This window comes from Gemmiger sp. An120 (assembly GCF_002160955.1).
Classification (GTDB): domain Bacteria; phylum Bacillota; class Clostridia; order Oscillospirales; family Ruminococcaceae; genus Gemmiger_A; species Gemmiger_A avium.
On record NZ_NFLN01000013.1, the window covers coordinates 1 to 13326 of the forward strand.

Annotated in this window: 11 protein-coding genes and 1 tRNA gene; 6 read left to right on the forward strand and 6 right to left on the reverse strand. The window is 63.8% G+C overall.

What is annotated here, in order from left to right:
* Positions 1–433: FILTED domain-containing surface protein (locus B5E65_RS10970; protein ID WP_242957535.1), on the forward strand; the 433-nt coding region annotated here is incomplete at its 5' end.
* Positions 434–516: 83 nt separating this feature from the next.
* On the opposite strand, the gene B5E65_RS10975 is transcribed toward B5E65_RS10970, so the two are convergent.
* Both B5E65_RS10975 and B5E65_RS10980 read right to left on the reverse strand, forming a co-directional pair.
* The gene (locus B5E65_RS10975; protein WP_087171815.1) at positions 517–1908 is read right to left on the reverse strand and encodes a PH domain-containing protein; all 1392 of its coding nucleotides are present in this window, start codon (positions 1906–1908) and stop codon (positions 517–519) included.
* Positions 1905–2315 (reverse strand): PH domain-containing protein, encoded by a 411-nt coding sequence (locus tag B5E65_RS10980; protein WP_087171816.1) that lies wholly within the window; start codon positions 2313–2315, stop codon positions 1905–1907. Before B5E65_RS10980 ends, B5E65_RS10975 begins: the two co-directional genes overlap by 4 nt.
* Positions 2316–2486: 171 nt before the next feature.
* Here B5E65_RS10980 and B5E65_RS10985 point away from each other — a divergent pair, with 171 nt between their 5' ends.
* Entirely contained in the window at positions 2487–3308 is an 822-nt protein-coding gene (locus tag B5E65_RS10985; protein WP_087171817.1) for an undecaprenyl-diphosphate phosphatase, read from the forward strand.
* Between the two features lie 64 nt (positions 3309–3372).
* Positions 3373–4500 carry a DUF362 domain-containing protein gene (locus B5E65_RS10990; protein ID WP_087171818.1) on the forward strand — a complete coding sequence of 376 codons (1128 nt, stop codon included), beginning with the start codon at positions 3373–3375 and terminating at the stop codon, positions 4498–4500.
* Between the two features lie 522 nt (positions 4501–5022).
* On the opposite strand, the gene B5E65_RS10995 is transcribed toward B5E65_RS10990, so the two are convergent.
* Positions 5023–5571, reverse strand: coding sequence for a hypothetical protein (locus tag B5E65_RS10995; RefSeq protein WP_087171819.1), 549 nt, complete (start codon positions 5569–5571; stop codon positions 5023–5025).
* Positions 5572–5735: 164 nt separating this feature from the next.
* Here B5E65_RS10995 and B5E65_RS11000 point away from each other — a divergent pair, with 164 nt between their 5' ends.
* Both B5E65_RS11000 and gluQRS read left to right on the forward strand, forming a co-directional pair.
* Entirely contained in the window at positions 5736–7022 is a 1287-nt protein-coding gene (locus B5E65_RS11000) for a M18 family aminopeptidase (protein WP_087171820.1), read from the forward strand.
* A gap of 354 nt (positions 7023–7376) precedes the next feature.
* Complete coding sequence (gene gluQRS, locus B5E65_RS11005) at positions 7377–8324, forward strand: tRNA glutamyl-Q(34) synthetase GluQRS (protein ID WP_087171821.1); 948 nt, start codon at positions 7377–7379, stop codon at positions 8322–8324.
* Between the two features lie 69 nt (positions 8325–8393).
* Here gluQRS and ptsP read toward each other — a convergent pair whose 3' ends face one another.
* Together ptsP and B5E65_RS11015 are read right to left on the reverse strand one after the other, a co-directional pair.
* A complete protein-coding gene (gene ptsP / locus B5E65_RS11010) occupies positions 8394–10019 on the reverse strand; it encodes a phosphoenolpyruvate--protein phosphotransferase (RefSeq protein ID WP_158098580.1) in 1626 nt (541 codons plus the stop codon).
* 69 nt (positions 10020–10088) lie between these two features.
* Positions 10089–11237, reverse strand: a complete 1149-nt coding sequence (locus B5E65_RS11015) for a patatin-like phospholipase family protein (RefSeq protein ID WP_087171823.1) — start codon at positions 11235–11237, stop codon at positions 10089–10091.
* A gap of 681 nt (positions 11238–11918) precedes the next feature.
* Between B5E65_RS11015 and B5E65_RS11020 the strand changes: the two genes are divergently transcribed.
* A tRNA-Ser gene (locus B5E65_RS11020) sits at positions 11919–12009 on the forward strand.
* A gap of 77 nt (positions 12010–12086) precedes the next feature.
* On the opposite strand, the gene B5E65_RS11025 is transcribed toward B5E65_RS11020, so the two are convergent.
* Positions 12087–13274, reverse strand: a complete 1188-nt coding sequence (locus B5E65_RS11025; RefSeq protein WP_087171824.1) for a tyrosine-type recombinase/integrase — start codon at positions 13272–13274, stop codon at positions 12087–12089.
* Positions 13275–13326: the final 52 nt, after the last annotated feature.

Sequence of the window (13326 nt, forward strand, 5' to 3'; positions counted from 1 at the left end):
CGGTAATCGCCATGGGCTGGCTCAGGTCAGAGGTAATCATGAACGCGATCACCGATACCAGGGCAGGCACCACACCCAGCAGGTGCAGCGGACCACCGCGGCCGGTAAACCGCATGCCCCGGAGGAGATCCCCGAGGAGGAGACCGCCCAGGCCGCGGCCGGCAGCTGGGCGCTGCTGGACCTGATCCTGGCGATCCTGACGGTAGCCGTCGGCCTGGTGATGCTGGGCATGCGGTTTACCGGCCGCGGTGGTCCGCTGCACCTGCTGGGTGTGGTGCCTGCCCTGGTATCGGTGATCGCGTTCATGATTACCTCTGACCTGAGCCAGCCCATGGCGATTACCGGGCGCTGGACATTGCTGATGGCCGGTCTGGCCGTGGTGCAGCTGGTGCTGCTGATCGCGGGCCGCGGATTCCGCAGCACAGAGGAATGAACATCTGCCGACATCCGCTGAACTTCCCATAGAAAAGCGCGCCGCCCGGTTTCGGGCGGCGCGCTTTGTATCCGATAGATTCTTTACATTTCCAGCGGCAGGTGGGCGGCGCGGTAGCGGTTGACGCTGCGCACCCGCAGCCGGAACCCGCAGGGCAGCTGTATGGTCAGGTTGCAGCGACCCACCGACTGGGCAAAGGGGGAGGCATACAGCCGGAAATTTATGTCCGGCGTGAACACACAGACACAGTGCCGGGTAAAGATGCGGCTGTACTGCACCGTCAGCACCCGGCCGGGGGTGCGGGCCGCGCCTTCCAGCCGGTAGCCCTCGGCGGAGATCAGCACCGCCGCCGCGCTGAGCACGCAGGGGATGACCAGCAGGCCGGTCACAGCCGGCAGCTGCCACATGGATACCCCCAGCAGCGCCAGGCTGAACGCCAGGCAGGCGCCGCTTTTCCAGAAAAACATGGGAACGGAACGGCCGATCCGGTTTTCGGTGGGGCCGCCGGGGGGCACAAAGCCGGGCATCAGCGCCTGCAGCAGGTCGGTCTGGCCTTTTTTGCAGACCAGAATCGGCACGTCGCCCGCATGGTAGGAGCCGGCGGTCAGGTAGACCGGATACCGGCGCAGCAGCCGGGCCACCGGGGTAATCCGCACGTCGCAGGCGCTGACCGCCGCGGCCAGGATCCGCCGCTCGGTACGCAGGATAAACCCGCCGTGACACAGGATAACCCCGCCGCTGTGGGCCACCGTGAACCCCACCGTGCGCAGCAGGCTTACCAGCAGGCTGGCGCCCCACAAAAGAAACACCGCCGTAAACAGCCAGGCCACGCCCGCCGGCACGACCTTTTCCACCAGCTGCTCCAGGCGGGTGAAATTGTCCCGGATGGGCAGGGTCACCGCCGCGCCCAGCAGCTCTTCGGTCTGGCGCAGGCTGACCATCAGCAGCAGCGCCGTACTGATCACATTGGCGCTTACCATCACAAAGGCCAGCCGCTGCCCGCCCACCGGCTTGAACAGCGGCGGTTTCCGGGGCGGCGGCAGCAGGGTGTCCGCCAGGGCCATCGCCGCCCGGCGGGGCAGATACAGGGTGATAGTCTGGCGCACCCGGCATCCGTACAGGGTCACCCGGGCCGCGCCCAGCAGCTGCAGAAACGGGTTGCGGGTGATCTCCACCACCGCCAGTTCACTGCGGCGCAGCACCCGCGACCGGTGCAGCAGCACCCCGCTGTACAGCTCCAGCCGGTCCGGGTACTGGCGCCAGCCGGTGTTCCGCCACAGCACCAGCGATACCGCGGCCAGCGCCAGCAGGATCAGCGCCTCCTGCCGCAGCACCCCGTACAGGCTGGGCAGGTCCCAGCTGATCAAGGCCTGCACCAGCGGAACCAGGCAGAAAAACAACCCCTTTTTCAAAAGGTGCAGCGAATAGACAATATGATACCGGCCCTGTACCGCCGGGGTCTGCGGGGCGGTCACAGGCGGCCTCCCGTCAGGGCGGATTCCAGGCGGCGGGCGTCGTCCGCGTCCAGGCCGGGCAGCAGCAGGGTGCCCGCCGGGCTGTGCACCACCACCAGGCTGGCATGCAGGCGGCGCAGCAGCGGTGTTTCCACCCGGGTGACCCCGCTGATGAATCGGGTGGGCATGCGGCGGGTGGTCTGGAACAGAACCCCCCGGCTGACCGACAGCTCCCCGGCCCGCAGGCGGCCCAGCAGACTGCCCAGCCGCACACGGCAGGTCAGGATGGCCGATCCGCACCAGCCCAGCACAAACAGAAACCCGGCCGCCGGGCTTTGCCAAAAGACAAAGGGGCTGAGCAAAAGGCCCGGCACGCACCACCAAAGCCCCACGGCCAGTGCGCCGGCCGTACTGCAGCGTATCTCCATAAGGGGCCTCCTTTCCGGGCCGAACAGCGTTTTGTATCAGTATACCGTATTTTGGGCAAAAGAACAAATCGAAACGGGGCGCGCTTCTGTTTTGCGGCGCTCTATGCTATAATGTACCAGTAATAAAACCGAACGCGGCCCCGCCGGCCGCGGCAAACCGGGAGGTTTTCTATGGATTTTCTGATAGCGGCGATCATGGGCCTGATCGAGGGTATCACCGAATGGCTGCCCGTGAGCAGCACCGGTCACCTGATCCTGGCCGAGCGCATCTTTTTATTCAATCAGCCGGAGGAGTTTGTCTCCATGTTCCGGGTGGTGATCCAACTGGGGGCGATCCTGGCGGTGGTGGTGCTGTTCTTTGGCAAGCTGTGGCCCATCGGGCGGCGCACCACGCGGGACGGCGAATTCCTGATGTTCAAGATGCCGGTGCTGCGGCTGTGGGGCCGGGTGCTGGTGGGCACCATCCCGGCGCTGGTGCTGGGCCTTTTGCTGGACGACTGGCTGGATGCTCATCTGTACAACTACATCGTGGTGGCGGCGATGCTGATTCTGTACGGCATCTTCTTTATCCTGGTGGAGCGGTTCCCCCGGCCGGTAAAGGTGCGCACCGTGCAGGACATCACCCTGACCCAGGCGCTGATCATCGGGTTCTGGCAGGTGCTGGCCATGATTCCGGGCACCTCCCGCAGCGGAGCCACCATCGTGGGCGGCATGCTGCTGGGGCTGAGCCGGGCCGCTGTGGCCGAGTTCACCTTCTATCTGGCCATCCCGGTGATGGCGGGGGCCAGCTTTTTGAAGGTGCTCAAGTTCCTGCTGGGGGCGGGCAGCTTTACGCTGATGCAGCTGGGTATCCTGGCGGTGGGCTGCCTGGTGGCCTTCCTGGTCAGCCTGTTTGCCATCCGGTTCCTGATGAACTATGTGAAAAAGCACACCTTTACGGCTTTTGGCTGGTACCGCATCGCCCTGGGCGTGCTGGTGCTGCTGGTAATGTAAACCCTTGCCGCGCCGGATTTGGGAGAAGCCGCGCGCGGCGGATTGTACAAGGAGGATAAGACCGATGGAAAAAGCAAAGGTATGGTTTACCGATCTGCGGGCGGTGCCGGGCACCAGCCTGCAGGACAAACTGCGCCGCCTGCTGAACGCAGCCGGGTTCGCCCAGCTGGATCTGGAAAAGAAGTTTGTGGCCATCAAGATCAATTTTGGTGAGCCGGGCAACCTGTCCTACCTGCGGGCCAACTGGGCGCGCACGGTGGCGGAGATGGTCAAGGCCAAGGGCGGTATCCCGTTCCTGACCGACTGCAACACCCTGTATGTGGGCCGCCGCAAAAACGCGGTGGAGCACATTGAAGCCGCCTGGGAAAACGGGTTCGGCCCGCTGGCCGCCGGATGCCCGGTGATCATTGCGGACGGCCTGAAAGGCACCGACGAGGTGGAGGTGCCGGTGGTGGGCGGCGTCTACTGCAAGACCGCCAAGATCGGCCGGGCGGTGATGGACGCGGACGTGGTGATCAACCTGGTTCATTTCAAGGGGCACGAGAGCACCGGGTTCGGCGGCGCGCTGAAAAACCTGGGCATGGGCTGCGGAAGCCGCGCCGGCAAGATGGAACAGCACAACACCGGCAAGCCCTCGGTGCACGAGGACAAGTGCCGGGGCTGCCATGCCTGCACCCGGGTCTGTGCTCAGAGCGCGATTTCCTTTACTGAGAACAACCGCGCCCATATTGATCACGACAAGTGCGTGGGCTGCGGCCGCTGCCTGGGCATGTGCAACTTTGACGCGATCGAAAACGAGAACTGGTGCGCCAACACCGACCTGGTCTGCAAGATTGCCGAGTACGCCAAGGCGGTGGTGGACGGCCGGCCTTGCCTGAACGTGAACTTTGTCATGGATATCAGCCCCTACTGCGACTGCCACGAGGAGAACGATCTGCCGATCCTGCCGGACGTGGGCATTTTTGCTTCGGCTGACCCGGTGGCGGTGGATCAGGCCAGCGTGGACGCCTGCCTGGCGCAAAGCCCGGTGCCCGGCAGCCTGCTCTATGAGCGGATCAAGGCGCCCGGGTTCAAGGACAAAGGCGATCATTTCACCAACACCACCCCCGAGGTGGAGTGGAAGGCCGGCCTGGCCCACGCCGAAAAGATCGGCCTGGGTACCCGGGAGTATGAGGTCACCGTGGTGAAGTAAGCGCGGGGGAACGGAGCCAATCTGGGGGACCAGTCCCCCAGCCCCCCATTCAGGGCCGGAATACTCCGGCCCTGGGGAAAAAGAAAAGGAGAGGCCTGCCGCAAACACGGCAGGCCTCTGTTTGTTATATGCAGGGACTGTGCGCCGGGTTTTCCACAGAAATTTGACCGGTTGTGGAAAACCTGACCGGGTGTACCGGCCGTGTTTCTCGGCAGGCGGTGCGCCCCTTTTTTCATTGCGGATAGTTTACAGGCTTTGCGCCCCGGGCCGCTGCCGGGGGCTCCGGTACGCGGGATAAATGGCCTTGCGGAAACTACGGGCGCAACAAGTATGCGCCCGTTCCGCTTCGCGGACCGTTTCGCCGGTCCAAGGTTCCACCGGAACCTTGGCCGCTTCGCGGACCCGGAACCCGGGCCTTGCCCGGCCCCCGCGCACCTGCGCCCCCGTTCGCTATGTGAGGGGGACATCTGCGGATTCATCGGCGCCCTTTGGGGCGCCGATTCACCTCGCAGCTGTTGCCCCTTACTTACCCGTCGACCGGTTCACCGCGTTGTACAGCTTGGTGTAATTGGTCAGGCTGTAGGCGGTTTTGCTCAGGGTGACGCCGGCGCTTTCCAGCAGGTCTTTCTGGGAAGCCGGGTCCTCGATCAGCTGGCGGCAGAAGGTATCCAGATCGGCCCAGTTGTCCCAGAATTTTTCGTAGTTGGTCTCATCCAGGCCGCTGATCCAGTCGGCTACCAGCACCGCCAGGGTATCCTCGTCGATATCGGCGGCGTAGCTTTCGCTCCATTCCAGCAGCCCGGCGGCCGCGGCGGCGGTTTTCAGGCTTACGCCCGCTTCACCCTGGCCGTAGCCCACGCAGGCATCCAGCGCGGCGGACAGTTCCGGGTAATCCCCGATCACCGGTACCGGCGTGGGGGTGGGTGCGGGTTCGGTGGGCGCGGGGGTGGATACCGGCGCCGGGGTAGGGGTGGCTTCGGCATTCTGGCCGTCGGGATTTTTCCCGCATCCGGCCAGCAGGCTCAGCGCCAGCAGCGCCGCCGTACAAGAGATCCAAATCTGTCGTTTCATTCTGATTCCTGCCTTTCCCGGGCCGTGGGCCCGTTGGTTTCAGGGTTGCGCCCCGGGCTTGCTGCTCGTATAATAGAGGCAGCGCTGCAGGGCCTTTACCCTATATATGCGCCAGATCGTCAAAATATTTCAAAATCCCACGATTTGAAAGGAAGTTGTTATAGATGGCTATCCAATCCCTGTTTGATTACCTGAAAGAAAGCCCCAGCCCCTACCATGCGGTGGCCGCCGCCGCCCGGCGTCTGGAAGCCGCGGGCTTTGCGCCCTTGGCCGAGCACGAGGCCTGGACCCTGGAGCCCGGCAAGGGTTACTACGTCACCCGCAACCAGAGCAGCCTGATCGCGTTCCGGCTGCCGGAAGGCCCCCTGACCGGCTGGCGGATCACCGCCGCCCACGGGGACGCCCCTACATTCTATGTAAAGAACACCAGCCTTGGCAGTGACAGACAGTACGAACGCTGGGAGGTGGAGGGCTACGGCGGCATGAACTGCGCCACCTGGCAGGACCGCCCCCTGGGTGTGGCCGGGCGGCTGGTGGTGCGCACAGCCGCCGGGGTGGAGAGCCGTCTGGCGGCCAGCGACCGGCCGGTGGCGGTGATCCCCAGCCTGGCCATCCACATGCAGCGGGATGTGAACAAGGGCCACGAATACAACATCCAGCGGGACATGCAGCCCCTGGCCGGTCTGAACGGCGCCGCCCCCGATCTGCTGGACGCGCTGGGCCAGCTGGAGGAAGGGGAGACCCTGCTCGGCGCCGACCTGGTGGTCTTCCCCTGGCAGGAGCCGTGCCTGGTGGGCGGCGGGCTCTTCATGGCCCCCCGCATTGACGACCAGGCCTGCGCCTGGGCCACCCTGGAGGGTCTGCTCACCGCCGAGGTGCATCCCTTTGCCGGGCAGGTGTACTGCCTGTTCGACAACGAAGAGGTGGGCAGCGGCACCCGGCAGGGCGCGCTGAGCAGCTTTTTGCCCGATGTGCTGACCCGGGCCGGGCAGGCGCTGGGCCTCTCCGACGAGCAGCGCCGCCGGGCCCTGACCGCCTCCTTTGCCCTGAGCGCCGACAACGGCCATGCCGTGCACCCCAACTTCCCGGACAAGTCCGACCCGGAGAACAAGGTCTACCCCAACAGCGGGGTGGTGGTCAAGTTCAGCGCCGCCCAGAAATACACCTCCACCGGCCTGACCATCGGGCTGTTCCGGGCCCTCTGCGACCAGGCCGGCGTACCCACCCAGCTCTTCGCCAACCGGGCCGACGAGCCCGGCGGCAGCACCCTGGGCCACCTGCTGGGCCAGCAGGTGAGCATCCCCATGGTGGATATCGGCATGGCCCAGCTGTCCATGCACTCCGCCGTGGAGACCGCCGGCGCCGAGGACCCCCAGTACATGGCCGACGCCTGCCGCGCCTTCTTCAACAGCCGCTTTGCCCCCACCGCCGACGGCAGCTGGACCCTGTAAAACACCCCGCAACCGCCAGTTGTATAAACGAACTGTATAGCGTTTACAATTCGTATAACACGTGAATCGCATCTAAATCAACAATCTGTAAATTCATTACTTTTTGTATAGAATGGCGGCAGTAAGCCAATAGGGGAGAATAAAGCCCTGCGTAAAGGATTGAATTTCCCTGAGGGCCGGAGTATTCCGGCCCTCGATTTCAGGGGGTGTGGGGGCCCGGGTCCGCGAAGCGTCCAAGGCCACGGTGTGGCCTTGGACCGGCAGGGCGGTCGGCGCAGCCGAGCGGGCGCATCGTTGACGCGCCCGCAGACCCTAGTTATTCCCCCCACATCGGCCCAAAGGAGCGTGAACCCATTGTCGCAAGTTGTGGGGCGGTTTGCCCCGTCGCCCAGCGGACGGATGCATCTGGGCAACCTGCTGTGCAGTCTGCTGGCCTGGCTCAGCGCCCGCAGCGCCGGTGGCCGGGTAGTGCTGCGGATCGAAGACCTGGACGCCATGCGCTGCCCCCGTACCTTTGCCGACCTGCTGGAACAGGACCTTTCCTGGCTGGGCCTGGACTGGGACGAGGGCGGCAGCAAGGGCGGCCCCCACGGTCCCTACTACCAGAGCGAACGCAGCGAAATATACAATTCGTATTATCAACGCTTGGTAGAACGCGGGCTGGTCTATCCCTGCTTTTGCAGCCGGGGCCAGCTGCACGCAGCCAGCGCCCCTCACCGTTCGGACGGGCAGGTGGTCTATCCCGGCACCTGCCGGAACCTGACCGCCCGGCAGGTGGCCGAAGCCGCCAAGCGCCGTCCGCCTGCCTGGCGTCTGCGCCTGCCGGAGGACCTGACCCTTTCGTTCACCGACGGCCACATGGGCCCCGTGACCGAAAACCTGCCCGCCGACTGCGGCGACTTTGTGCTGCGCCGGGCGGACGGGGTGTTCGCCTACCAGCTGGCCGTGGTGGTGGACGACGCGCTGATGGGGGTCACCCAGGTGGTGCGGGGCGGCGACCTGCTCTCCAGCACCCCCCGGCAGCTCTGGCTGCATCAGCTGCTGGATCTGCCCGCCCCGACCTTCTGCCACCTGCCGCTGCTGCTGGCCCCGGACGGCCGCCGCCTGAGCAAGCGGGACGGTGACCAAAGCCTGGAAAATCTGCAGGCCCGCTTCACGCCCGAACAGATCATCGGCAAGCTGGCCTACGCCGCCGGGCTGCGCCCCACGCCCGACCCGGTGCGCGCCGCCGATCTGGTGGCTGATTTCTCCTGGGACAAGGTTCCCCGGCAGGATATCTGCCTGCCGGACGGACTATTTTGAAATACTTTTTGTATAACTACACGCAGATATAACAAACGGGACGCGCCTTTGCGCGTCCCGTTTGCTGTATCAGGCCAGCGAGGGTACCTCGCTCAGGTCGGTGTTCAGCAGAACCTCTTTTATGTCCATCAGGCTCTGGCTGGCCATGGACAGGCTGCTCACCCCCAGCTTCACATAGAGCGGGGCGATCTTCGGGTCGGCCGCTGCCCGTCCGCAGACGCAGACCGGGATGCCTGCCTCCCGGGCGGCCCGGGCGGTCATGGCGATCATCCGCTGGATGGCCAGGCTGTCCGCCTTGTAATACATGTCCAGCCGGGCGTCCATCCGGTCCACCGCGTGGGTGTACTGGATCAGGTCGTTGGTGCCGATGCTGAAGAACGCCGCCCCCGCCGCCGCCAGTTCCGCCGCGCAGAGCGCCGCCGACGGCACCTCGATCATGCAGCCGAACTTCAGATCCTCGTCAAAGGGCAGGCCCCGCATCCGCAGGTTGGCCTTGGCTTTTTCCACCTCGTCCATCGCCATGCGGAAATCCATCACCCCGCCCACCATCGGGAACATCACGTCCATGGGCCCCTTGGTGGCGGCCCGCAGCAGCGCGCACAGCTGATCCTGGAACAGGTCCCGCCGTTCCAGACAGAACCGCAGCCCCCGCAGGCCCAGCGCCGGGTTTTTCTCCGGCAGCATCATGCCCTCCACCAGCTTGTCGGCGCCCACGTCAAAGGTGCGCACCGTCACCAGCCGCCCCTGGGCCGCCGCCAGGCAGCTGCTGTAGAAATAGTATTGCTCCTCCTCGTCGGGAATGGAGCCTTTCATCAGGAAAAACTCGGTGCGCAGCAGGCCGACGCCCTCGGCGCCCTCGGCCACCGCCTGTTCGATGCCGCCCGGCTCGCTGCAGTTGGCCAGCAGCGAAACCGGCACGCCGTCCCGGGTGATGCAGGGGGTGCCCCGCAGCCCGGCCAGACGGGCCTTTTCCCGGGCCATCTCCTCCCGCTGCCGGCGAACCTGCTGCTGCAGCGTCTCGTCCGGGTCCAGGATCAGCCGGCCTTCCAGCGCGTCCAGCACCGCCTCGTGCCCGTCGCAGTGCTTCAAAAATTCTTCGCCCAGCTCGATCACCGCCGGGATGCCCATGGTGCGGGCCACGATCGCCGCGTGGCTCTGGGCACTGCCCTTGCTGGTGGCGATCCCCAGCACCATGCCCCGGTCAATGGAGATGATGTCGCTGGGCAGGATGCTCTCCGCCGCCAGGATCGCCGGCTGCTCCAGCTCCAGCTTCTGGCGGGGCTTGCCGTCCAGAATCTCCACCACCCGGCTGCACACGTCCAGTACGTCCGCGCCCCGCTGCCGCAGGTACTCGTCCGGCAGATCCCGGATGCGCCGGGCAAAAATCTGCCCCGCCCGCTCGGTGGCCGCCGCACTGCCCGCGCCCGCCGCTATGTAGTTGCTGATCTCGGTCAGCAGCGCCTGGTCGTCCAGCATCACCAGCTGAAACCGCAGCATATCCCGCTCGTCCCCGTCGGCCTGTTCCATCAGGCCCCGCAGCTCGTCCTTGGCCAGAACCACCGCCGCTTCAAACAGCGCCCGCTCCTTGCTGCGGTCGTGGATCAGCCGCCCCAGGCCGCTGACCCCCCGGTCGATGCGCCGCACCGGCCCCATGACCAAGCCTTCCGATACCGTTACGCCTGTGTATTCCCGCATGGATACCTCTCCTCCTCGGGGCGGGGCAATGCCCGCCATGTACCGCGTTGCTGTCCGGCCCACGCCGGTTCAGTCGGGAAATTCCGGGCCCTGGATCACCCGGTAAACCGCCGCCGACACAAATTCCGCCGGCTGCAGCGAGGCCAGCGCCCCCTCGGCCCCCGCTTTGCCCTCAAACAGCGGCCACAGCCGCCGGGCAGGCACCGGATCCCAGGCGTCCACAAACGCCTGCTCCAGTTCCTCCAGTGTGTAGGCCCGGGCCGGGTCCACCCCGGCGGTCAGCGCCGCCAGTTCCAGCGGCGCCAGCGCCCGGTCGGCCTCCGGGCCCAGACGGTTCAGCGCCAGCCCCTCGGTCAGCGCCAGGGTGGGCCAGCGCCGCAGCACCGGGCTCAGCACTTCCGCATAGGGGGCCGCAAACGCCCGTTCCGGATCTTCGGTGCGGATGCCGTAGGCCACCCCCCGCAGCCGCCCGAACGCCCGGTAGGCGTCCAGATACCCCAGCGCGATGTTCCGCCGGGCGGTTTCCGGCTCAAACTGCAGGATGCTGCCCAGTTCCCAGAAACTGCGGATCAGGGTGGTGGGCAGGCCCGACCGGTTTTTCCGGGTGATGCCCACACCGTCCACATCCACCGCCACCAGCTCCTCCGCACCCATGCGGGCCGCCAGGGCGATGGGCATATTGTCGTTGTACCCCCCGTCGATGAATTCCACCCCGTCGATCTGCCGGGGCCGGAATGCCGGAAAACAAGCCGCCGATGCCAGCAGGTACTGGGCCAGCTGCCCCTGGGGAATCTCTTCCAGCGTCAGCTGGCGGGGTTTCAACCCCCGCAGCTCCACCGTCACCAGCCCGAACCGGACAGGGGAGGCCCGCAGCGCGTCTTCATCCAGAACCCGCTGCACAATGCCCTCCAGCGGGGTCACGTCCAGCCCGCCCTGTTCCACAAACTGCCGCAGCATCACCCCCGAGGGATCCGCCGCCCGGTCGCCGGGCAGGGCCATCACGTCGTGGCTGTTGATGGTCAGCCACATGTCCCGGGCCACGTCGGTCAGCCCCAGGGCAAACATCGCCCCGTTCAGGCAGCCCACCGAGGTGCCCGCGATCACACCGGGCTCCCAGCCCATCTCCTGCAGGGCCTGCCAGACACCTACCTGGTAACTGCCCCGGGCCCCGCCGCCGGCCAGAACCAGCCCCCGCACCGGGGTCTCCCGCCGGGTCATGGGCGCACCTCCCGGAAACAGGATAATTTAGCAAAGTATTGCGTTATCATATTGAATTGAAACAAGTGTACCATATTTCACCCGAAAAAGAAAGAGCCAAAGCCGCCCGCCCGGGCGATCCGGGCTGTTTACAGGGCCAAAGTCTGTTTTTCTTATTATAACACACTGTTTTGGCGGGTGTGTGTCGGAATCATTAACCTGCAAAGATTTTCCGTGCCCCGGCCGCCGGCAAAAAGATTGACGCGGCCCGCCCGGTTTGGTATAATTAAGCGTAGCCCGCGCCGCAGCGGGCTCCATACAGGGAGCAGCACTCAAGTGGTCGAAGAGGCGTGACTCGAAAGTTTGAGGCTCTCTGGCTGATTCGTCCGCGGGGTTTGGCTTCACACGGGGCTGAATCCGGGGTGTGTATCAAAATTTTTCCCGCTTATCTTGCATCGAAATCTTGCATTTGTCCGAAGGACGCGCAAGGCGGTGCTGGAGAAAATAGAATATGGAGAGTTGTCCGAGTGGTCGATGGTGCAGCACTCGAAAGACTCTCGCCCTTTGGTCAATTTGTCCGCAAGGAATGGCTTAACAGTGGGCTTTTCCTTGGGTGCGCATCCGATTTTTCCTGCGTTATCTTGCATCGAAATCTTGCATTTTTCCAAATATCTTGCAAGGCGGTGCTTGAAAATTAAATATGGAGACGTATCGAAGTGGTCGTAACGAGAACGACTCGAAATCGTTTTGTCCAGAGATGGGCACGTGGGTTCGAATCCCACCGTCTCCGCCAGAAAACGGCGCTATGTCGAGGTTTATCGGCATAGCGCCGCTTTTTATTCTCCTGACGCCGACAGCATTTTTCTTGCCTTACCACCGGCTTTCGGGAAGTTCTGCGGGCAGGGCCAGGGCTTTTTCCATTGTGGCGGCGCTCAGCTGTTTCGACTGGGAATCCAGATGGGCGTAGATGTTCGCCGTGGTGGAGATGTCGCTGTGCCCCAGCCATTCCTGAATCTGCTTCATGGGTACCCCCTGTTTCAGCAGCAGGCTGGCACAGGAGTGGCGCAGATCGTGGAAGCGGATATGCCGCAGACCATGTGCTTTCAGGAGCTTTCCAAAATTCTCGGAAACTGCATTGGGAAGAATGAGATTGCCCATCTCATCTACGAATAGATATCCTTTGTATTTTTTGTTATAGCAGTTTCCGCAGAGCCGCTCGTTGTATTCCTGCTGTTCCTTCAACTCCTTCAGCCGCTGGGCAAAGCCTGCCACCAGTGGCAAAGTACGCAGGCTGGAACTGGTCTTGGCCCGGTCAGCCTGGATGAGAATGTGCTTGCCTTCAATATTCGCACTGGTAACAATGTGCCGGATGGTCAGCGTTCCAGCCTCAAAGTCGATGGCGTCCCACCGCAGGCCCAGCACTTCGCTGCGGCGCAGTCCATAAAATGCCGCAAATAGGATGATTAGTTCCAGACGACTGCCTCGGGCCGCCTGAAATAACTCCTCCATCTCCTGGGCGGTATAGTAAGATGCCATATACTTCTGCAACTTTGGCCGCTCTACTTTGTCCACCGGGTTGCCGGGGATGAGGTCCAGCTTTACCGCATACTTCAAAGCCTTGTGCATGTTAGCATGCTGCTTGATCACGCTTGTGGCTTTGAGGGTCTCCAGCTCATGAAGGTAGAAGCTCTGGATATGGCTGGCTTTCAATCCTCCCAGCGTGATGCCGGTGGGTTCGAAGTACGGCACGATATGGTCCTTCACGTTGAAACAGTAGCTGGACCAAGTGGTTGGTTCCACAGAAGTTCGGATGATTTTCAGCCAGTAAAGCATATAATCGCTGAACAACATGTCCGGACTTAGGTCGGTGGAACGATCGGGTGCAGGCGGGGTAAAGCTATGGCGGGCCTGCCGCAGCAGATCCTCGGCCTTTTTCTTGTTGCCTTTCACCGGCAGTCCGGTACCCTGCCATTTCTGCACCCGCTTGCCGTCGGGGCCTTTGTAGCTGAGCACAATGTAAAAATACCCGTTCTTTTCGGTGAGTCGACCAGATACCATGGACATTCCTCCTTTGTTTGGTTGATGGTATTCTCCGGGTCCGACACAAGAA

Bases quoted from the DNA above. Each gene is read 5' to 3' on its own strand.
- B5E65_RS10980 (WP_087171816.1), bottom strand. From the start codon at position 2,315: ATGGAGATACGCTGCAGTACGGCCGGCGCACTGGCCGTGGGGCTTTGG.
- B5E65_RS10985 (WP_087171817.1), top strand. From the start codon at position 2,487: ATGGATTTTCTGATAGCGGCGATCATGGGCCTGATCGAGGGTATCACC.
- B5E65_RS10990 (WP_087171818.1), top strand. From the start codon at position 3,373: ATGGAAAAAGCAAAGGTATGGTTTACCGATCTGCGGGCGGTGCCGGGC.
- B5E65_RS10995 (WP_087171819.1), bottom strand. From the start codon at position 5,571: ATGAAACGACAGATTTGGATCTCTTGTACGGCGGCGCTGCTGGCGCTG.
- B5E65_RS11000 (WP_087171820.1), top strand. From the start codon at position 5,736: ATGGCTATCCAATCCCTGTTTGATTACCTGAAAGAAAGCCCCAGCCCC.
- ptsP (WP_158098580.1), bottom strand. From the start codon at position 10,019: ATGCGGGAATACACAGGCGTAACGGTATCGGAAGGCTTGGTCATGGGG.
- B5E65_RS11015 (WP_087171823.1), bottom strand. From the start codon at position 11,237: ATGACCCGGCGGGAGACCCCGGTGCGGGGGCTGGTTCTGGCCGGCGGC.
- B5E65_RS11025 (WP_087171824.1), bottom strand. From the start codon at position 13,274: ATGGTATCTGGTCGACTCACCGAAAAGAACGGGTATTTTTACATTGTG.